At 60.4% G+C, this 20,669-nt stretch carries 18 protein-coding genes; 15 read left to right on the forward strand and 3 right to left on the reverse strand.

Features of this window, described 5'->3' with window-relative positions:
* The first annotated feature begins 145 nt into the window (after positions 1–145).
* The 6 genes from argE to DUT91_RS16810 all read left to right on the forward strand — a co-directional run bounded on the left by argE (position 146) and on the right by DUT91_RS16810 (position 6,773).
* Positions 146–1,270 carry an acetylornithine deacetylase gene (gene argE, locus DUT91_RS16785; protein ID WP_114441674.1) on the forward strand — a complete coding sequence of 375 codons (1,125 nt, stop codon included), beginning with the start codon at positions 146–148 and terminating at the stop codon, positions 1,268–1,270.
* Positions 1,271–1,300: 30 nt separating this feature from the next.
* Positions 1,301–2,224, forward strand: coding sequence for a 2-hydroxyacid dehydrogenase (locus DUT91_RS16790; protein ID WP_114441675.1), 924 nt, complete (start codon positions 1,301–1,303; stop codon positions 2,222–2,224).
* 23 nt (positions 2,225–2,247) lie between these two features.
* The gene (locus DUT91_RS16795) at positions 2,248–2,598 is read left to right on the forward strand and encodes a cupin domain-containing protein (protein ID WP_114441676.1); all 351 of its coding nucleotides are present in this window, start codon (positions 2,248–2,250) and stop codon (positions 2,596–2,598) included.
* 177 nt (positions 2,599–2,775) lie between these two features.
* Complete coding sequence (locus tag DUT91_RS16800) at positions 2,776–4,239, forward strand: aldehyde dehydrogenase family protein (protein WP_114441677.1); 1,464 nt, start codon at positions 2,776–2,778, stop codon at positions 4,237–4,239.
* 13 nt (positions 4,240–4,252) lie between these two features.
* Positions 4,253–5,293, forward strand: coding sequence for a tartrate dehydrogenase (locus tag DUT91_RS16805; RefSeq protein WP_114441678.1), 1,041 nt, complete (start codon positions 4,253–4,255; stop codon positions 5,291–5,293).
* A 22-nt stretch (positions 5,294–5,315) separates the two neighbouring features.
* On the forward strand, positions 5,316–6,773 hold the full coding sequence (locus DUT91_RS16810; RefSeq protein WP_114441679.1) for an NAD-dependent succinate-semialdehyde dehydrogenase: 1,458 nt from the start codon (positions 5,316–5,318) through the stop codon (positions 6,771–6,773).
* An 83-nt stretch (positions 6,774–6,856) separates the two neighbouring features.
* Here the strand turns inward: DUT91_RS16810 and DUT91_RS16815 are convergent, their stop codons facing one another.
* Together DUT91_RS16815 and DUT91_RS16820 are read right to left on the reverse strand one after the other, a co-directional pair.
* Positions 6,857–8,131, reverse strand: coding sequence for an NAD(P)/FAD-dependent oxidoreductase (locus DUT91_RS16815; RefSeq protein ID WP_114441680.1), 1,275 nt, complete (start codon positions 8,129–8,131; stop codon positions 6,857–6,859).
* A gap of 15 nt (positions 8,132–8,146) precedes the next feature.
* The gene (locus DUT91_RS16820; RefSeq protein ID WP_114441859.1) at positions 8,147–8,815 is read right to left on the reverse strand and encodes a haloacid dehalogenase type II; all 669 of its coding nucleotides are present in this window, start codon (positions 8,813–8,815) and stop codon (positions 8,147–8,149) included.
* Between the two features lie 329 nt (positions 8,816–9,144).
* Here DUT91_RS16820 and DUT91_RS16825 point away from each other — a divergent pair, with 329 nt between their 5' ends.
* The 7 genes from DUT91_RS16825 to DUT91_RS16855 all read left to right on the forward strand — a co-directional run bounded on the left by DUT91_RS16825 (position 9,145) and on the right by DUT91_RS16855 (position 17,598).
* Positions 9,145–9,984 carry a GNAT family N-acetyltransferase gene (locus DUT91_RS16825; RefSeq protein WP_114441681.1) on the forward strand — a complete coding sequence of 280 codons (840 nt, stop codon included), beginning with the start codon at positions 9,145–9,147 and terminating at the stop codon, positions 9,982–9,984.
* A gap of 13 nt (positions 9,985–9,997) precedes the next feature.
* Positions 9,998–11,374 carry an aspartate aminotransferase family protein gene (locus tag DUT91_RS16830; protein ID WP_114441682.1) on the forward strand — a complete coding sequence of 459 codons (1,377 nt, stop codon included), beginning with the start codon at positions 9,998–10,000 and terminating at the stop codon, positions 11,372–11,374.
* Between the two features lie 243 nt (positions 11,375–11,617).
* Entirely contained in the window at positions 11,618–12,331 is a 714-nt protein-coding gene (locus DUT91_RS16835; RefSeq protein WP_200835000.1) for an HAD-IA family hydrolase, read from the forward strand.
* Positions 12,332–12,409: 78 nt separating this feature from the next.
* Entirely contained in the window at positions 12,410–14,020 is a 1,611-nt protein-coding gene (locus DUT91_RS16840; protein WP_114441683.1) for an ABC transporter substrate-binding protein, read from the forward strand.
* A 129-nt stretch (positions 14,021–14,149) separates the two neighbouring features.
* Positions 14,150–15,100 carry an ABC transporter permease gene (locus DUT91_RS16845; protein WP_114441684.1) on the forward strand — a complete coding sequence of 317 codons (951 nt, stop codon included), beginning with the start codon at positions 14,150–14,152 and terminating at the stop codon, positions 15,098–15,100.
* Positions 15,101–15,102: 2 nt separating this feature from the next.
* Positions 15,103–15,945, forward strand: a complete 843-nt coding sequence (locus DUT91_RS16850) for an ABC transporter permease (RefSeq protein WP_114441685.1) — start codon at positions 15,103–15,105, stop codon at positions 15,943–15,945.
* A complete protein-coding gene (locus tag DUT91_RS16855) occupies positions 15,946–17,598 on the forward strand; it encodes an ABC transporter ATP-binding protein (RefSeq protein ID WP_114441686.1) in 1,653 nt (550 codons plus the stop codon).
* 34 nt (positions 17,599–17,632) lie between these two features.
* Here DUT91_RS16855 and DUT91_RS16860 read toward each other — a convergent pair whose 3' ends face one another.
* Positions 17,633–18,109 carry an Lrp/AsnC family transcriptional regulator gene (locus DUT91_RS16860; RefSeq protein ID WP_114441687.1) on the reverse strand — a complete coding sequence of 159 codons (477 nt, stop codon included), beginning with the start codon at positions 18,107–18,109 and terminating at the stop codon, positions 17,633–17,635.
* A 236-nt stretch (positions 18,110–18,345) separates the two neighbouring features.
* Between DUT91_RS16860 and DUT91_RS16865 the strand changes: the two genes are divergently transcribed.
* Positions 18,346–19,671, forward strand: a complete 1,326-nt coding sequence (locus DUT91_RS16865; protein WP_114441688.1) for an NAD(P)/FAD-dependent oxidoreductase — start codon at positions 18,346–18,348, stop codon at positions 19,669–19,671.
* A gap of 63 nt (positions 19,672–19,734) precedes the next feature.
* A complete protein-coding gene (locus DUT91_RS16870; RefSeq protein WP_114441689.1) occupies positions 19,735–20,640 on the forward strand; it encodes a LysR family transcriptional regulator in 906 nt (301 codons plus the stop codon).
* Positions 20,641–20,669: the final 29 nt, after the last annotated feature.

The raw sequence follows: 20,669 nt of genomic DNA on the forward strand, positions 1-20,669 counted from the left end.
CATTCCGCTTCTATCACGCGTCATGGCGCAAGAATTGACCGTATGAATGGCTCATTCGGCAGCCATTCGCGCCGTTCACCCTTAATCTTCCAACAGTACCAGTCACGATACCGAACCGATATTGAAAGCCCTTGAGGACAGCGCAATGCAAGCCGCCGACATTCTGAAAGCGCTCGTGAACATACCTTCCGTCGTCGGCACGCCGAATGGCGCGATCGTCGAGTGGATCAGGTCTTATCTCGACGGGTTGGGCATCACCGCCCATCTTTTTCCCGGCCCAGAGGGCGACAGAGCCAACCTGTTTGCCTCTATCGGCCCTTCGGATAATGCCGGCTACGTTCTTTCGGGTCACATGGACGTGGTGCCCGCACACGAGGCGGGTTGGAGCAGCGATCCGTTCACCTTGCGGCGCGACGGAGAAAAACTTTATGGCCGCGGCACCACCGATATGAAGGGGTTCCTGGCTGCGACGCTCGCGGCACTTCCCTCGCTGGCGGCCTCGCCGCTTGTGCGGCCGATTCATCTCACATTCTCCTATGATGAAGAAGCCGGTTGCCGCGGCGTGCCCCATCTCCTGGCCCGATTGCCCGAGCTTTGCGCAGCACCGCTGGGCGCGGTCATCGGCGAGCCGAGCGGCATGCGGCCAGTCCTCGCGCACAAGGGCAAGGCCGCGGCCCGCGTCACGCTCAGGGGCCGCTCCGGCCATTCCTCCCGGCCGGATCTCGGCGTGAATGTGGTTCACGCCATGGCAAGTGTGTTGCAGGCGGCGGTATCGAAAGCACATGATCTTGCCAGCGGGCCATTCGACCAGACCTTCGAACCGCCCTATTCCTCGTTGCAGGCTGGCTTGATCCGGGGTGGCCAGGCACTCAACATCATTCCCGATCACTGCACCCTGGATGTCGAGGCACGGGCAATTTCGGGCATCAATCCCGCTACCCTCCTGGCGCCGATCCGCAGCGCCGCCGAGGCTTTGCAGACATCGGGAATCTGCGTCGAATGGGAGGAACTCAGCGCCTATCCGGCCCTCTCACTGGGGTGCCACACAGCTCTCGCCAATCTTTTAACGGAACTCACCGGGCAGGAACCTCTCGCTGCCGTCAGTTATGGCACCGAAGCGGGGCTTTTTCAGGCAGCCGGCATCGATGCCATCATCTGTGGCCCCGGCGACATTGACCGCGCCCACAAGCCGAATGAATACATCCTGGCCAGCGAGCTTTCCGCCTGCCAGACCATGATCGAGACCTTGGGCAAGCATTGTTGCGCCTGACGTCCAGACCGATTGCAAACGGATTCCTCCATGACCTTTCTCTTTCACTCCGATGCGCGCCGTGGTGCCATCTTCCAGGCGGTTTTCGCGCGCGATTTGCCGGATTTGCCTTTCTCCATGGACCCTGCAGCGGTCGATCCGGATTCCGTGCGCTATCTCATCACATGGACTGTTCCAGAAGACATCCCACGCTATGGCAATCTTGAGGTGCTGTTTTCCATCGGCGCCGGCGTTGACCAGTTCCGCGTCGCCGACGTGCCTGACCATGTGAAGGTGGTCCGCATGGTGGAAGAAGGCATCGTGCGCATGATGCAGGAATATGCGACTCTCGCTGTCCTCTCCCTCCACCGCGACCTACCGGCCTATGTGTGCCAGCAGCGCGATGGGGTCTGGCGAGCCCTTCCCCCGATACAGGCGTCCGAGCGGCACGTCGGCGTCCTCGGCCTTGGCATGCTTGGCCAGGCCGTGCTTGAGCGGCTGAAACCCTTCGGTTTCCAGCTTTCGGGCTGGAGCCGCTCGCAGCACGAGATTGAGGGCGTGACATGCCACGCCGGAGACAGTGCTCTGACGAACATGTTATCGGTAACCGACATTCTTATCTGCCTGTTGCCGCTAACGAACGAAACACGAGGCTTCCTCAATGCGGATATCTTCGCCCGCCTTCCTCGAGGCGCCGGCCTTGTCCATGCAGGCCGGGGACCACAACTTAACCACCAAGACCTCATCGCAGCCCTCGACAATGGGCAGCTTTCCAGCGCCGTAATCGATGTAACCGATCCCGAACCGCTTCCGCCCGGCCATGCGTTCTGGAGCCATCCCCGCGTCCTGCTGACCCCCCATGTGGCAAGCGTCACCCAGCCGCACACCGCCGCCCGCGCCGTCATCGACAATATCAAGCGCTTGCGGGCCGGTCTCGATCCGGTCGGCCTTGTCAACCGCGGCCGCGGATACTGAAGTTCCAACCCGAAAGGAAAACCATGACACTTCTCAAAACCATCGACCCCAACCCTTCATTTGCACCGCGCGACGGCGTTCCGGCTCCTGAACGGCTGATCTCCGGAAATCCCAGCTTCAAGACCTGGGCGCAGGACGCCGCTCGCAACGAGACGATCCATACTGGTGTGTGGGAGGCCACACCCGGACTTACCCACTCGATCAAGGGCGAGACCTTCGAGTTCTGCCATATCCTCTCCGGTGTCGTGGAAATCACACCGAAGGGCGGCGAGCCGGTGACCTATAAGGCCGGTGACAGCTTTGTCATGAAGCCCGGTTTCGTCGGAACATGGAAGACAATCGAGACCGTTCGCAAGATCTACGTGACGGCCTGAATGCGCGGGCAGCGGCGGCCATCCACGCCCCGTCGCTGCCCGCCAGATGGAGCGCCGAAGAATAAGCTGCCCAACGGCTGCAAAACGGTTTTTTCCGCCGTCACCCGGTCGCGATCAGATCATGTTACTTCCGCCGATCCGCTAACATCGCGAAACAGCGATCCGAGGTATTCTCAAATGACCCTGAGTTTCGAGCCAGACAGCCTATCCCTACCCATCGGGCATTTTATAGGAGATCGCCTCGTCCCGGCAGATGGCGTCATTGCCATGCATCGTCCCTCTGATGGAAAAAACTATGCCGGTTGCCCGCTCGCCGATGCGGATTTCGTCGATCGTGCGATAGAGACCGCCAACGCCGCCCTGAAAACAAGCAACTGGGGCGGGGTTCGGCCGCGTGACCGGCTGAATGTGATGCACCGCTGGGCGGACATGATCGAACAGGAGGCCGCCACGCTGGCGAGGCTGGAGGCTCTTTCCTCCACCCGTCCCGTTGGCCATCTCGTCGCAGGCGACATCGCCGTTTCGGCCGAGCAGATCCGGTTTTTCGCCGAATTTTCCGACAAGGAAGGCAGTGACCTCGTGCCGACCGACGACGGCAATCTCGGCATGATCCTGACCGAGCCCTATGGGGTGGTCGGCGCCATCACGCCCTGGAATTTCCCCATCTCCATGGCGGCATGGAAGCTCGGCCCGGCGCTCGCCGCCGGCAATGCCGTGGTGCTGAAGCCCTCCGAAATGACCCCCTTTTCCGCCATCTATCTTGCCGAACTCGCCGTGCGTGCCGGTCTGCCGGCCGGACTGATCAATGTCGTGCTGGGCGATGGCCAGATCACCGGCAATGCAATCACCGGGCATCCGGATATCGCGAAGGTCAGCTTCACGGGATCCACCCGCGCCGGTTCCGCGATCATGGAGAACGTCGCCCGTACAGGCATCAAGCCGATAACGTTGGAACTCGGTGGCAAAAGCCCGCAGCTTGTCTTCGCCGATGCCGATCTTGAAAAGGCGGCGGCAGCGATTGCCACCAGCATCATCAGCAATGCGGGACAGGCCTGCGTCGCCGGTTCGCGCCTCATCGTCGAGGAGCGCGCTGCAGCGCCGCTTGTCGAGGCGATCCTGCGTCACATGACTGCCGTCCATCCCCTGCCGACCTGGGACGCGGCAGCACAGTATTCGCCGATCATTTCGGACAGACAGCGCCAGCGTATCCATTCAATCGTCTCGGCCGCCGTTGCCGCCGGCGGCGAATGCCTTGCCGGCGGCACGCCGATGGATGCACCTGGTTATTTCTACACGCCGACGCTCATTGCCGGTGTCGATGCGGTATCGCCGGCCGTCACTGAAGAGATTTTCGGGCCGGTGCTCACGCTCCAGACCTTCCGGGAAGAGGAAGAGGCACTGTCGTTGGCCGAACACCCTACCTACGGACTAGCCGCCGGGCTTTTCACCCGCGACCTCTCCCGGGCGGTCCGACTCACCCGTCGCCTTCAGGCCGGAACCGTCTGGGTCAACCGCTATGGCCGCTCGCGCGACCATATCCTGCCGACCGGCGGCTACAAGCAATCGGGCATCGGCAAGGATCTTGGCCGCGAGGCCTTTCACGCCAACCGCAAGAGCAAGAGCGTCTTGATCAGCCTTTAAGGACCTAACCGCCATGAAAACCCACAGGATTGCGCTTATGCCCGGCGACGGCATCGGCCGCGATGTCACCGCAGCCGCCTGGTCGGTGCTGCTGAAGGCTGCCGGTACGGCCGGCTTTGCCCTCCAGGGCACCGCGTTTCCATGGTCCTGCGCCTTCTATAAGGAAACCGGCGCAATGATGCCCCAGGATGGCATCGAGACGCTACGCGGGTTCGACGCCATCCTGCTCGGCGCGGTCGGTTGGCCAGCACAGGTGCCTGATTCGGTCTCGCTGCATGGTCTCTTGCTGCCGATCCGCAAGAATTTCGTTCAATACGCCAATATTCGCCCCCATCGCCTGCTGCCGGGCGTTCAGGGCCCGCTCAAGGCGGACGCTTTCGACATTCTCTGCATCCGTGAGAACACTGAGGGCGAATATTCCGGCGCCGGCGGTCGCATTCATAACGGCACTGCCGACGAGGTGGCGGTCGAAACCGCTATTTTCACCCGTACCGGCGTCGAACGCATCCTGCGTTTCGCCTTCGATCAGGCCCGTGCCCGCAGCGGAAAGCTCGCCTCGGTGACGAAGTCGAACGCGCAGAAATATTCGATGGTGTTCTGGGACGACGTGACCCGCGAGTTGGCCGCCGAATACCCGGATGTTGTGGTCACCAGCTACCATATCGACGCCATGGCCGCGCGCATGGTCATGGCTCCAGAGTCGCTCGATGTGGTCGTCGCCTCCAACCTTTTTGGCGACATCCTCACCGATCTGGGCGCCGCCATCCAGGGAGGGCTCGGCTTTGCCGCTTCCGCCAACATCAATCCGGACAAGAGCGTACCCTCGATGTTCGAGCCGGTGCATGGTTCTGCGCCTGACATCGCTCATCTCGGCATCGCCAACCCGATCGCCACAATCTGGTCCGGCGCGATGATGCTCGACCATCTGGGTGAATCTGATGCCGCCACCGCCATCATGGCCGCGATCGAACGCACGACCGCCAGCGGCATAGGTACTGTTCCGGGCAAGGACCGGACGGATGCCATCACGGCCGCTGTTCTCGCCGCTCTGTGACATCCCTGGGAAAGACAGAAAAATGCAGACTTTGAAAGAACCCAACCTTTTTCGCCAGCAGGCTTTGATCGGTGGTCAATGGACCCCGGCGGCATCAGGCAGCACGGTCGATGTGATTGACCCCGCCACCCAGACAGTGGTCGGCACAGTGCCGGATATGGGCGCCCTTGAGACATGCGCGGCGATCGAAGCGGCATCCGCCGCCTATGGCGCCTGGAAGAAGAAGACGCATGCCGAGCGGGCTGCACTGCTGGAAGCTTGGCATGCGCTGATGCTCCAGCACATCGAAGATCTCGCGCTGATCCTGACCACAGAACAGGGCAAGCCGCTTGAAGAGGCCCGCGGCGAAATCCGCTACGGCGCCTCCTTCGTCAAATGGTTTGCCGAAGAGGCCCGGCGCATTGAGGGCCACACCATCCCCTCACCCACATCGGACCGGCGGATCATCGTGCTGAAGGAGCCGGTTGGCGTCTGCGGCATCATCACCCCGTGGAATTTCCCGAACGCGATGATCACCCGCAAGGTGGCCCCGGCCCTTGCCGCCGGCTGCACCGTCGTCATCAAGCCTTCTGAATTTACCCCATTTTCCGCACTGGCAATCGGCTGGCTCGCCGAAAAGGCAGGCATTCCGGCCGGCGTGATCAACATCGTCACCGGCATGCCGGCGGATATCGGCAATGAGATCATGGCAAACGAGACAGTCCGGAAAATTTCCTTCACCGGATCTACCCGTGTCGGATCGCTTTTGATGCGCGGCGCGGCCGACAGCGTGAAACGGCTTTCGCTTGAGCTCGGCGGCAATGCGCCGTTCATCGTCTTCGACGACGCTGATCTCGACCTTGCCGTCGAGGGTGCGATCGCCTCGAAGTTCCGCAATGGCGGCCAGACCTGTGTTTGTGCCAACCGCCTGCTCGTGCAGGCCGGCGTCTACGAGGCCTTTGCCGCAAAACTCGCCGCCCGCGTCAATGCCATGAAGGTCGGTCCCGGCACCGAAGCCGGCGTCTCGATCGGGCCGATGATCAACGAAGCGGCTATCGCCAAGATCAACCGTCATGTCGAGGATGCCGTCGCAAAGGGTGCAAAAATCATCGCCCGCGGGGCAGACCTGCCGTCTGGCCGGCAATATACCACCCCGATTGTCCTGACCGGCGCCACCACGGACATGGTGCTTGCCAGTGAGGAAACCTTCGGCCCGGTCGCGCCGCTCTTCCGCTTCGAAAGCGAAGACGAGGCGTTGGCGATTGCAAACGGTACGCCCTTTGGACTTGCCGCCTACTTCTACACGGAGAGCCTGAAGCGCGCCTGGCGTGTCGGAGAGGCGCTTGAATTCGGGATGGTCGGCCTCAACACCGGCGCTATCTCCACCGAGGTCGCCCCCTTTGGCGGCATCAAGCAATCCGGACTTGGACGCGAAGGTGCGAGGGCAGGCATCGAGGAATATCTGGAGATGAAATCCTTCCACATGGCCGGGCTCGCCTGAGCCATCCGCCAGAATGAAAAAGGGGGCACCCAAAACACCCCCTTTTCGCTGCCGTAACACACCCACCTGGAAAGTGGGCAGCCTTACTGAAACCGGTCGAGCGCCTTGTAATAAAGTCCGACCAAAGGCAGGAACCAGGGGGTGCCGAAATGCCCCGGAACCACTGGCCAGTCGAGATCCTTAAGCGGATTTTGGTCAGGCCGTCCCAGCATGGCATCGGCAATCGTCATGCCCAGATGGGTGGAAAGCTGTGCGCCATGGCCGGAATACCCCATCGCGTACCACACTCCATCGTGATATCCGGCGCGCGGGAAGCGGTCCTTGGTCATGTCGACCAGCCCGCCCCAGCAATAGTCGATCTCCACATTGGCAAGCTGTGGGAATATCCGCACGAGGTTTTCGCGCAGGATCGCGCCGCTCCGGGCATCTGAACGCTGGTCGGACGTGGCCGAAAAACGCGCCCGACCGCCGAAGATCAGCCGGTTGTCCGGCGAAAGCCGCCAGTAATTTCCAATGTTCATCGAGTTCACACAGGTGCGGTTGCCCGGCATGGTCGCAGCGACCTCGGCATCGGTCAGCGGCCGTGTGGCGATGATGAAACTTCCGACCGGGATGATGCGACGCCGGAAGTAGCCGAAATTCGAAGTGGTATAAGCGCCGGTCGCGACCATAACCTGATCAGCGCTCACGATGCCCCTTGCAGTCTTCAGCACATGCCTTCCGTCCGTCTGAAGATGCTCCTTTACCGCTGCCTTCTCGGCGATGACAGCGCCCCTCCGGCTTGCGGCCGCGGCGAGGCCAACGACGTAGCGCCCCATATGCATCATCGCGCTCTTCTTCGACAGCATGGCGCCGTGGAAAGGCGAGCCGACCTCATCCTTGAGATCAGCGGGGGTAAGCAGAGCCGTATCCGGATCCGCTTCGGCATGCAGGGCCTCGAAATTCCTCGCAAGACTTTCGAAATGCTGCGACTTGGAGGCAAGCTTCAGCTTGCCGGCCCTGCGGAAATTACAGTCGATACCCTCCTCGGCGATGATCGCCTCGAGCGTGTCGATGGAGGCGTCGAGCGCACGATAGAGCGCGATGGCGCGTTCCTTGCCGAGTTCTTCCTTTGCCGCCAGATAGCCATGCGCAAGACCATTGTTGAGATGGCCGCCGTTACGCCCCGACGCGCCGTAGCCGACGGTCTGCGCCTCCAGCACGATCACCTTTGTCCCGGCCTTGGCAAGCTGCCGCGCCGCGCTGAGGCCGGTAAAGCCGCCACCGATCACCGCGACGTCATAATGACCATCGATCGGTGCCCCCCGAGCGCCTTCGAATCCGGCTGCTGTATCGTGCCAATAGGACAGGTATTTCATGGATTTTGCCTTTCCTTAAAGCCCGACGACGCCCGGCAGGCCGGAAATATCGGCGATCTCCACATAGCCGTAATAGGGATTGGCCGGTTCATGGCCGCGATTGACCCAGACCTTGTTCTTGATACCGAGATCATGGGCCGACATCAGATCGTAGCGGAAGGAGGAGGAGCAATGCAGGATATCCTCCGGGCCGCACCCCAACATGTCGAACATGTATTCGAAAGCCTGGAAACGCGGCTTGTAGGCCTGGGCCTGCTGGGCCGTATAGACGGCATGGAACGGTGCCCCGAGCTTTTCGACATTGGACATGATCTGCGAATTCATGGCGTTGGACAGGATGACGAGCGGAATTTCCTTGGCGACCCTTGCAAGACCGGCCGGCACATCCGCATGCGGCCCCCAGGTCGGTACGCGCTCATAGACAAACCGGGCGTCCTCGTCCTTGAAAGCAACAGCATTGCGTTTGCAGGTTCGCTCCAGCGAATTGTGAACCACCTCGTCATAAGGCTTCCAATCGCCCAGAATCTCATCGAACCGATAGGCGGCGAAATTCTTGATGAACTCCTGCATCCTGGGCTCGTCCAGCAGACTCGCGTAGAGGTCGCGCGCGGCTTCCGCCATCTGGAAATGGGTCAAGGTCCCATAGCAGTCGAAGGTGATGTATTTCGGGCGGAAAGTCGTCATGCGCATGATCCTCGATTGGGGCAGGCCCTGGAGCCGGACTGTGATGTTTGGATCATAGATCTGCTTGCGCTAGCCGTACCGACCGAATTGCAAGATTTGAAAGCAGAAAGTTTCGTGTCACCTGTCCCGTTTGGTATTTGGTTGCGGAGGTTGGTCGCGTTGGGGGCATGTGAAGGCCGTTATGCCGACGCTGCCGGATCACCCTCACGGCATAAGATGCGGCGGTCGCCTGCTGCTACGGCTAAAGATATCGCGGCTGGTGCTGCCTTCAGATAATCTTCCGGCGCTTTGCCCGTAACACTGGTGGTCAGGAAACGAAGGTATTGCCCATGCAGATTGTCGACACCGCCATTGTGTCTTTCAGGCCGGAACATCTTGATGGTGCCCTCAGGCTATCCCGTCAGGCCGGCTGGCCGCATCGCATGGATGACTGGCGGCTCGTTCTCGCGCTGAGCGAGGGTTTCGTAGCCGTCAATGGCACCGGCGAAGTTGCCGGCACCATCCTTCTCACGCCCTACGGCCAGGACTGCGCAACGATAAATATGGTGATCGTCGATGAGGGTATGCGCGGACGCGGCCTTGGACGGCGGCTCATGGATGCCGCCATGGCGCATGCTGGTGATCGCCCCTTGCGCCTTGTCGCCACCGCGGAAGGATTACCGCTCTATGAAAGGCTGGGCTTCCGGGAAACCGGCACGATCGTCCAGCAGCAAGGCATTGCTGGCAGCATCGCAGCACCTGAACATACGCAGGCTGCAACCGCACGTGATCTCCCCACCATTGCGAGCCTCGACCGGCAGGCCTACGGCGCCGACCGCGCCGACCTCATGCGCAGGCTTGCCGAGATCGGCGAATTCGCGGTGATCCGCCACGACGGCCAGGTATCGGCATTTGCCGCCATCCGCCCCTTCGGCCGGGGGGAGGTTATCGGCCCCGCCGTCGCTTCCAATCTCGATGATGCCAGGGCACTCGTCCTGCACTTCATGAGCCGGCGGCAAGGTGCCTTCCTGCGCGTCGATACCGGCGCCGGAACCGGACTTGCCCCATGGCTCGCCGATCAGGGCCTCGCTCATGTCGGCGGCGGGATCGCCATGGCACGCCCAGCCATCATCCCGGCCGTCGCACCGACGGTTACCACCTTTGCCCTTGCCAATCAGGCTCTAGGCTGATCCGGAGATATCCATGTACAACAATTCCCTCATCGCGCTTGATCGCGCGCATCTCATCCATCCGGTTGCCTCCTATCGCGGCCATGAGCAGCAAGGCGTTCGTGTTCTCGCGTCTGCCAAGGGAGCAACAGTTACCGACGCGTCCGGCCGTCAGCTTATCGACGGTTTCGCTGGCCTGTGGTGCGTCAACGCGGGCTACGGTCATGATTCGATCGTCGAGGCCGCAGCGCGTCAGATGCGTGAACTGCCTTATGCAACGGCTTATTTCGGCCTCGGCTGCGAACCGGCGATCCGACTTGCCTCAGAGCTTGCCGACCGCGCCCCTGGCGATCTCAACCATATCTATTTCACCCTTGGCGGTTCGGACGCCATCGACAGCACAGTCCGCTTCATCCGCTATTACTGGATCGCCAAGGGTCGACCGCAGCGCGACCAGTTCATCTCGATCGAGCAGGGCTACCATGGCTCCTCGACGGTCGGCGCTGGCCTGACAGCACTTCCCAATTTTCATGCCGGTTTCGGTATTCCGTTCGACTGGCAACACAAAATCCCGTCCCCCTATCCCTACCGCAACCCGGCCGGGGACGATGCGACGTCCATCATTGAAGCATCGCTTGCAGCATTGCGCGCCAAGGTCGAGGCTATAGGCCCCGACCGGGTGGCAGCCTTTTATGCCGAGCCTATCCAGGGTTCCGGCGGCGTCATCGTCCCGCCGAAAGGCTGGATGAAGGCCATGCGTGATCTCTGCCGGGAACTCGACATCCTTTTCGTCGCCGACGAAGTCATCACCGGCTTTGGCCGTACCGGGCCCCTGTTCGCCTGCTCGGACGACGGGATCGTTGCCGATTTCATGACGACCGCCAAAGGTCTGACGTCAGGCTACGTGCCCATGGGTGCGGTTTTCATGGCGGATCATGTCTATCAGGTGATTGCCGATAGCGCCGGCGCATCCGCGGTTGGCCACGGCTATACATACTCGGCCCATCCCGTCAGCGCCGCCGTTGGCCTCGAAGTCCTCAAGCTTTACGAAAACGGGTTGCTGGAAAACGGGATAAAAGCCGGCGCGCGGCTGATGGCGGGTCTTGAGGCACTGCGGGATCACCCCTTAGTCGGCGACGTGCGCGGCCGGGGCATGTTGGCGGCGATCGAACTGGTCTCGGACAAAAAGACAAAAACACCTCTGCCTGCCGAAGCGCAGGCCTCGCGTCGCATCTTTGACCGCGCCTGGGACAATGGACTGATAGTCCGCGCCTTCGCCAACGGCGTGCTGGGTTATGCCCCTCCGCTCTGCTGCACCGATCAGGATATCGACGCCATTCTGGAACGGACGGTCGATACACTTGACCAGACGCTGGAGGATCCGGATGTCCGCCGGGCGTTGAAGGACTGACGGCGCCGGGCAGGTGCTCTCAAAATACCGCGGAGTGCTGCATTTTAGAATTTTGTGCCGCGCCGTGCCATCGATTCGGCGCAAACAATCCGGATCAAAACGCCAAGATCGAAGAAATCAAAGGCCCTGTACCTTGTTGGGGCCTCAACAAAGAGCCCGGAGGAACGCGGGCTCAGGGAACAGCATAATCTTTCGTCAATCGCCGGGGCGGATGCCGAACATGTTCGAAACTGGGATATGAAATTGAGCAAATCTCTGCGTGAGTTCAAATATATGAGTTTCGACGTCGTCGGAACGCTGATCGATTTCGAAGGCGGGTTGACCTCCTGCCTCAACGACATCGCAGCCGAGGCCGGCGTGATTATTGATGGTGAGGAAACGCTCAGCCTCTATCGCGCAGCCCGGTATTTTGATGACGCCGATCTGTTCCCGGACGATCTCGTCCGTGTCTACCTCGCCATTGCTCCGAAGCTCGGCCTGCCCGTCGACAAGGCCTATGGCGAACGCCTGCGCGATTCTGCCAAAAATTGGAAAGCCTTTCCCGACAGCGCCGAAGCCATGGCGCGGCTTGCCCGCGACTACCGGCTGATCGCCATGACGAATGCCCGCCGCTGGGCGTTCGACCATTTCTCCGCGGAGCTCGGCAACCCCTTCCATGCTGCTTTCACCGTCGACGATACCGGTACCGAGAAACCCGATCCGGCCTTTTTCCAGCATGTCTTCGATTTCGTCTCGGGTGAAGGCGCGAGCAAAAATGACATCCTGCACGTGGCTCAGAGCCAGTATCACGATATCGGCGTCTCGCGGGAGCTGGGCTTGACCAATTGCTGGATCGAGCGGCGCCATGCGTTGCAGGGCTATGGCGGCACGATCGAACCGGCCGCGTTCACCAAGCCGGACTACCACTTTACCTCAATGGCCGCGCTCGCCGATGCCACGGCTTCAGCACGGAGTTGACCGTCGATTTCCAAAGACGAGCCAAGCCTGCTTCAAGACAGGCAGCCGATAGACCAGACGACAAAAAAGGGGAATAACATGAACGATAAAACTCTCAATTGGACACCGTCGGACGACGCGATGGTAGAAAACGCCATTCGCCGCGGCGCCACGCGCCGTGAGCTTCTTCAAATGCTGGTGGCTGGGGGCATCGCGCTCACGGCTGGCGGGACAATTCTAGGGCGTGCCACCAACGCCTACGCGGCCACGCCAAAGTCGGGCGGACAAATCAAGGCGGCAGGCTGGTCGTCATCGACCGCCGACACGCTGGATCCGGCCAAGGCCTCGCTCTCGACGGATTATGTGCGCTGCTGCGCGCTCTACAATCGCCTGAGCTTCCTTGACAAGAGCGGCACCACCCAGATGGAGCTTGCGGAGAGCATCGAAAGCTCGGATGCCAAGGTCTGGACTGTCAAGCTACGCTCCGGCGTCACCTTTCATGATGGCAAGACACTATCCTCGCAAGACGTCGTCTTTTCGCTGATGCGGCATCTCAATCCCGATGTCGGCTCCAAGGTAAACTCGATCGCCAAGCAGATCACCAGCGTCAAGGGTGTTGACCCGCTGACTGTAGAGATCACTCTGGCACACCCCAATGCCGACCTGCCGACCATCCTGTCGATGCACCACTTCATGATCGTTCAGGACGGCACGACAGACTTTTCCAAGGGCATCGGGACAGGCCCCTTCAAGCTCGAGAGCTTTGAGCCAGGTGTGAAGTCCATTGCCGTCAAGAATCCCAACTACTTCAAACCCAAAGGGCCATATATCGATTCCTTCGAGTATTTCGCCATCAGCGACGACAATGCCCGGGTCAACGCGCTTCTCTCCGGAGATATTCAACTGGCGGCATCCATCAAGCCCCGTTCGATGAAGCTGGTGGAAAGCCAGCCCGGTTTCGCCCTTTCACAGACGACATCCGGCAATTATACCAATCTCAACATGCGTCTCGACATGGAGCCGGGTAACAAGGCTGATTTCGTGGCCGGCATGAAGTACCTGATCAACCGCGAGCAGATCCAGAAATCGGTCATGCGCGGCCTGGCTGAACTGGCCAACGATCAGCCTATTTCGCCTGCCAGCATCTACTATAATGCTGAACTCAAACCGAAGGCCTATGATCCTGAAAAAGCGAAGTTCCATTTCGAAAAGGCTGGGGTGATTGGCCAGTCCATCCCCGTCGTCGCTTCCGATGCTGCAACTGCCTCGGTCGACATGGCTACGTTGGTTCAGCAGGCAGGTGCCGAGATCGGCATGAAACTCGACGTCCAGCGCGTGCCGTCCGACGGCTATTGGTCGAATTACTGGCTGAAAGCGCCCGTGCATTTCGGCAACATCAACCCGCGCCCTACGCCCGACATCCTGTTCTCGCTGCTTTATTCGTCGGACGCACCGTGGAACGAAAGCCAGTTCAAGTCGAAGAAGTTCGACGGGATGCTGTTGGAGGCTCGCGGTCTTCTCGACCAGGCAAAGCGCAAGGCGATCTATGACGAAATGCAGGTCATGATCTCCGAGGAAGCCGGCACAGTGATCCCGGTCTTTCTGTCCAATGTGGACGCCCTCTCGGGTAACCTGAAGGGCCTGGAAGCCAACCCGCTGGGTGGCCAGATGGGTTACGCATTCGCCGAATATGTCTGGCTGGATGCCTGATAAGCGCAGGGATGGCGGGTGTTGTCACGGCACCTTGCCATCCTCGTTCATGGCGGACCGACATATACCAGCTTTTCGCCCCGCGGTATTGTCCATCATGTTCAACTCTGTCCAGCAGGGAGCCTATTCTTGAGCGCTTATGTACTCAATCTCATCACGGTTCGGCTGTTGATTGCTGCCCTGACACTTCTGATCGTGTCTTTTGCGGTCTTTTTTGCCACCGCGATGCTGCCAGGTGATACCGCGACCATTCTGCTCGGCCAAGCGGCAACGCCGGAAGCCGTCGCCGGATTGCGCAACGCCATGCATCTCGATCAACCCGCCTTCCTGCGCTTCCTGCACTGGCTTAGTGGGCTCATGAGTGGTGATCTTGGAACCTCCTACGTCAACAATGTCGCAGTTGCGGACCTGATCGGCGGCCGCTTCGTCAATACGATGCGACTTGCCGGCATCACGGCCCTGTTCTCCGTGCCGCTTGCACTGACACTCGGCATCACGGCGGCGATGTTTCGCGGTTCGCTCTACGACCGGTTGGTGACAATCCTTACCATCGGCGTCATCTCGATCCCGGAATTCATGGTGGCAACCTTGGCCGTTTTGATCTTCTCGGTCTATCTCAAATGGCTGCCGGCGCTTTCTTTTGCCAATGATGTCACGTCCGTCTGGCAGCTTCTCAAGGTCTACGCCATGCCGGTGATCAGCCTGACTTTCGTTGTCGCGGCGCAGATGATCCGTATGACCCGCGCGGCCGTCATCGATACGATCAACACGCCCTATGTCGAGACGGCCCTTCTCAAGGGCGCCTCACGCCCTCGTATGGTACTGCGCCATGCCTTGCCAAACGCGATTGGCCCGATCGTCAATGCGGTCGCCTTGTCCCTGTCCTATCTCGTCGGCGGCGTCATTATCGTGGAGACCATCTTCAACTATCCAGGCATTGCCAAGCTGATGGTTGATGGAGTGGCAACCCGCGACCTGCCGCTCATCCAATCCTGCGCCATGATCTTCTGCGTCGGCTATCTCAGCCTGATCACACTTGCAGACATCATTGCCATCCTTGCCAATCCGAGGCTGCGTTGATCATGTCCTCTTCCATCCCTCTTTTCCAAAAGTTCGGTTACCGTTTCAGCTGGGTTGGAATGATCGGCCTTTCCATCATTCTGTTCTGGGGGATCATGGCGCTCATCGCGCCGCATATCATTCCCCACCCGGTTGGCGAGATCGTTGACGAGGATTATTTCGGCGCGATCAGCAGCAGATTCTGGCTCGGCTCGGACTATCTCGGTCGCGATATGCTTTCCCGGATTCTGATGGGCGCCCGCTACACGGTAGGCATCTCGCTTGCCGCCGTATCTATCGCCTGCTTCTCAGGCATCGTCCTGGGCATGACGGCGGCAGTCGTCGGCGGCTGGTTTGATGCGGCGCTCAGCCGTTTTCTCGATGCGATGAACTCCATTCCAGGCAAGCTGTCGGGCCTGGTCGTGGTTGCAGCGGTCGGTTCGTCCATCAACGTGCTGATCGTCACGCTAGCCGTTATCTATACGCCTGGCGCCTATCGGTTCGCCCGCGCGCTCGCCGTCAACATTCATGCGATGGATTACATCACGGTGGCGCGCACGCGCGGCGAAGGAATCCTCTACATCATCGGCTCGGAAATCCTGCCGAACATCACCGGCCCCGTGCTTGCCGATCTCGGCCTGCGCTTCGTCTTCATCGTGTTGCTGCTGTCAGGTCTTTCCTTCCTTGGCCTCGGCGTACAGCCGCCTTATGCGGATTGGGGGGCACTCGTGCATGAAAACATCGGCGGTTTGCCATTCGGCGCCCCCGCCGTCATTGCTCCCTCTTTGGCCATCGCAAGCCTCACGATCAGCGTGAACCTCCTGATCGATAACCTGCCGCAAAAAATCCGCGACCGGAGCGCCTGAATGCAAAACCTCGTCGAAATCCGAGATTTGAAGGTCGAGGCCACCACCGATTCCGGACGCCGCGTCGAAATCATCAAGGGCGTGAACCTGGACATCGCCCCAGGAGAGATCGTGGCCCTCATTGGCGAAAGTGGATCGGGCAAGACCACGATTGCCCTGACGCTTTTGGGCTACGCCCGCGCGGGCTGTCGCATTTCCGGCGGCAATGTCCGGATCGCCGGCAAGGACATGGTTACGCTCAGCGAACGTGATCGCGCTGCCATTCGCGGCACCGAAGTCGCCTATGTCCCCCAGTCCGCTGCGGCGGCTTTCAACCCCGCCAAGCGCATCATCGATCAGGTGATCGAAGTCACCCGTATCCATCGGCTGATGCCGGCCCATGAGGCGCGCCAGAAGGCCATTGGATTGTTTCGCGCCCTTTCGCTGCCCAATCCCGAGACGATCGGCAGCCGTTATCCCCACCAGGTTTCCGGGGGTCAGTTGCAGCGCCTCTCTGCCGCCATGGCGCTGATCAGTGACCCGAAGCTTGTTATCTTCGACGAACCGACGACCGCTCTCGACGTCACCACCCAGATCGAGGTCCTCCGCGCCTTCAAGTCAGTGATGAAAAAGGGAGGTATTTCGGGGATCTACGTGTCGCACGACCTGGCTGTCGTCGCCCAGATCGCCGATCGCATCGTGGTCCTGCGCAACGGCGAAGTGCAGGAAATCGGCACAACGGCTGACATTTTGACCCGTGCCCAGCATCCCTACACGCGCGCGCTATTGGCCGCGTTCGAGCCCCAGCCGCGTGGCGGTGAGATTTTGGTAAAGGACAGAAAAGTCCTTCTCGAAGTCAAGGACCTGGTCGCTGGCTATGGCGCGAAACACCGGGACGGATTGCCGCTGATCCGCGCGGTCGATGAGGTAAGCCTGAGCGTGGAAAAGGGTCGCAATCTCGGGATCATCGGCGAATCCGGTTGTGGCAAGTCCACGCTGGCCCGTGCCATTGCAGGCATCCTGCCTGCCTCGTCCGGCACCATCATCTTCGAAAACCGTGAACTTCCAAGCGCAGTCCGGCAGCGCAGCCGCGACCAGCTGCGCGAAATGCAGATCGTTTTCCAGTATGCGGACACCGCGCTCAATCCGGAGAAGTCTATCGAAGAAATCCTCGGTCGTCCGCTCACATTCTATCACGGTATGAGAGGCAAACAGAGGGAGGCTCGCGTCGGTCAGTTGCTCGACATGGTGCATCTCCCAAATTCGCTCCGTCACCGGCGGCCACAAGAGCTTTCAGGCGGCCAGAAACAACGCGTCAACTTCGCGCGCGCGCTTGCCGCCGAACCGAAGCTCATTATTTGCGATGAGATCACGTCCGCGCTCGATACGGTGGTCGCGGCGGCCATCATAGATCTCCTCAAGGAGCTGCAGCGCGAGCTTTTGCTCTCCTATATCTTCATCAGTCACGATCTGTCGGTGGTCGAAGCCGTCTGCGACGAGATCGTTGTGATGTATGGCGGCCGCAAGGTCGAGGAGATCACGCCCGCACATTTGCAGGCACCACAACATCCCTATTCGAAATTGCTCTTTTCTTCAGTCCCCAAGCTCGATCCGGGCTGGCTGGATGCTCTCGAACTTGATCCGGAACTGGTCAGGTCCTACAGCAAGAGCTGACTGTGGCCACCATCGGCACGCTTCACCGGATATCTTAAAGCGGGAACAGGCTGGTTAAGGGCATATGAGCCTTGACGATCGGCGATTTCAGTACGACGAAACTGAAATATTTGTCTATGCCGATATCCATGTCGGTCAGCCGTTCCATGATCCCCTGATATTCGCCAATGCCGGCGGTGACGAACTTGATGAGATAATCATAACCACCCGACACCAGATGGCATTCGATCACCTGATCGATCTTCTCCACGACGGCCAGGAACCGGGCAAAGTCGATCTGCCGATGGTTTTTCAGGGTAATTTCGGTAAAAACGGTCAGCGTCTGGCCAAGCTTGCCGACATTGATCTGCGCGGAATAGCCCTCGATATAGCCTTCCTGCTGGAGCTTCTTGACGCGCATCAGGCACGGGCTGGGAGACAGGTTCACCAACTCGGCCAGCTCGACATTCGCGATACGGCCGTTCTTCTGCAACTCATAGAGAATCTTGATGTCGATCCTGTCGAGTTTCATCTAGGTTTCTCTCTGATAAGCGCCGAAAAGTCGGCGGAATTATATGCTGCGGAAATCCTCAACCGAGCTTAACACCATGGCGAAGCTTGTCTATTCCATTCTGTCTAAAAGGGTTCCGCACGATCGTCGGCATTCATACACAGCCACAGAATCTTCTGCTGCGCAGCCGCCATGTGCGGCACCCTTGCCACCAACGAGTCGTTATGCTGGTGGTGCGACCAGGAGACCGATAAATCATGCCAGCCCCGATCACGCTTGTGGATAGCCCAGATGAACTTCCCCGCTCGGCCGATGCCGTCATCATCGGGGCCGGGATCGTCGGAGTCTTTACCGCATATTATCTTGCCAAAAGAGGCTTGAAAGTGGTCGTGGTGGAAAAGGGTCGCGTCGGTGCGGAGCAGTCCAGCCGCAATTGGGGCTGGTGCCGCCAGCAGAACCGGGACGCGCGTGAACTGCCCATGGCGACGAAGAGCATCGATCTATGGGAGAAATTCGCCCGCGAGAGCGGCGAGGACACCGGTTTTCAACGTTGCGGGCTGCTTTACCTAAGCAACAGCGAGGAAGAATTGGCCGGCTGGGCGCGCTGGCGGGATTTCGCCCGCACCGTCGGAGTGACCACCCATATGCTGGATAGTGTTGCAGCCGGCGAACGGGGGCTGGCGACCGGCCGGGCCTGGAAAGGCGGCGTCTTTTCGCCGAGCGACGGTACAGCTGATCCATCCCGCGCCGCGCCAGCCGTCGCGCGCGCGATCCTCAAGCTTGGCGGAACCGTGCTTCAGAACTGCGCCGCCCGCGGCATCGAGACGGAGGGCGGGAGACTTTCCGCCGTCGTCACGGAGCACGGTACGATCCGCACCGGCACGGCAATTCTTTCCGGCGGCGCCTGGGCTTCCTCCTTCTGCCGCCAACTTGGCATCCGGTTTCCCCAAGCGTCGATCCGCTCGTCGATCCTGTCCATCGCTCCGGGCGACGGAATTCTTCCCGATGCACTGCATACCGCCCGCGTCTCGGTAACCCGCCGCGGCGATGGTGGATATACGCTTGCCATCAGCGGCCGTGGCCGGGTGGATCCGACCGCGCAGCAAGTCCGCTTTGCGGCCCAATTCCTGCCGATGTTCCTGCGCCGCTGGCGCTCCCTCTCCCCGGGTGGCATCGAGGGGCTACGCAGCGGCCATGAGAGCCTCAGGCACTGGCGGCTTGACCGTCCGACACCCATGGAACACATGCGGATCCTTGATCCTGCCGTCGATGACAGTACGATCCGGCTGACTTACGATCGCGCCTTAGAATTGCTGCCGGCGTTAAAGGGCCGCCGTATCACCGCGCGCTGGGCCGGATACATCGACTCGACGCCGGACGGTGTACCCGCCATCGGTGAGACGCCGGCGGTGCCCGGGTTCATCCTTGCTGCGGGGTTCAGCGGCCATGGCTTCGGTATCGGCCCAGGCGCCGGTCATCTCATCGCGGACATTGTCACTGGATCAGAGCCGCTGGTCGATCTCCGGCCGTATCACCCAAACCGCTTCTTACAATCCGCATGGGGCCATGTCGCAGACTTTTGAAACACCACATTCGGCGGTAGGCTGCCCCCCGCCACCCCTGCGCCAGAAAAACCGGACGGCTCGATGCAAGCACGCCAGCTCGAAGTCTTTTGTATGGTCATGCGCTGCGGGACGGTGACGGGTGCCGCCCAGATGCTCAATATTTCGCAACCCGCGCTCAGCCAGATCCTCATGCACGCCGAGGACCAACTCGGATTTAAGCTGTTCACCCGTGTGCGCGCAAAGCTCGTTCCCACGCGGGAGGCCGAAGAACTTTACCCTGAAGCGGAACGCATATTTGCCGAAATCGGCGCATTGAGAAGGCGTACGATTGACATGCGCTTTGGCCGCACCGGCTTGATCCGGATCGCTGCCTCCGCACCACCGGCAATGGCGATCGTGCCCAAGGCGTTCTCAGCCTTCCGCGATAGCCATCCCGACACTGTCGTGCGCTCGCTGATCGCCCCGCTCGACAATGTCGTCGAGATGGTGCGAAACGGCGATGCTCCCATCGGCATCGTCATGAACAACATGCCCCGACACGGGATCCAGGTGGAGACGCTTGGCAATGCCGAACTGATCTGCGTCGTGCCAAAAGATCATCGCCTGGCCCGTCAGGACTCGATCGGCTTTCCCGACATTCAGAACGAGCCCCTGATTTCCTACCGGGTCGATACACTCCCCGGCCAATTGCTCGCAGGTGCTGCGGAGGTGGAAGACCACGCGTTCAGCCCAGCCATCGAGATCGACATTTCCATCACCGCCCTGCCCTTCGTGCGTGACGGCTTCGGCATCGCGATCGTCGACGGTCTTTTGCCTTGGGAACAGTTTCCCGGCCTCGCCCGCCGCGCCTTTCTGCCCCGGCTCACAGTCCCTGTCGCGCTGCTCACCAAAAAGGATATGCCGTTGACCACAACCCATGCCGCCATGCGCGACTGCCTGCGCGAAGCCTGCCTCAACGTACTGTGCGCCGGCAGCATTAATCAATAAGCCATCTTGCGTCGCTCAGCGCCGGCTCA

The organism is Paramesorhizobium salinisoli, assembly GCF_003335045.1.
GTDB lineage: Bacteria > Pseudomonadota > Alphaproteobacteria > Rhizobiales > Rhizobiaceae > Paramesorhizobium > Paramesorhizobium salinisoli.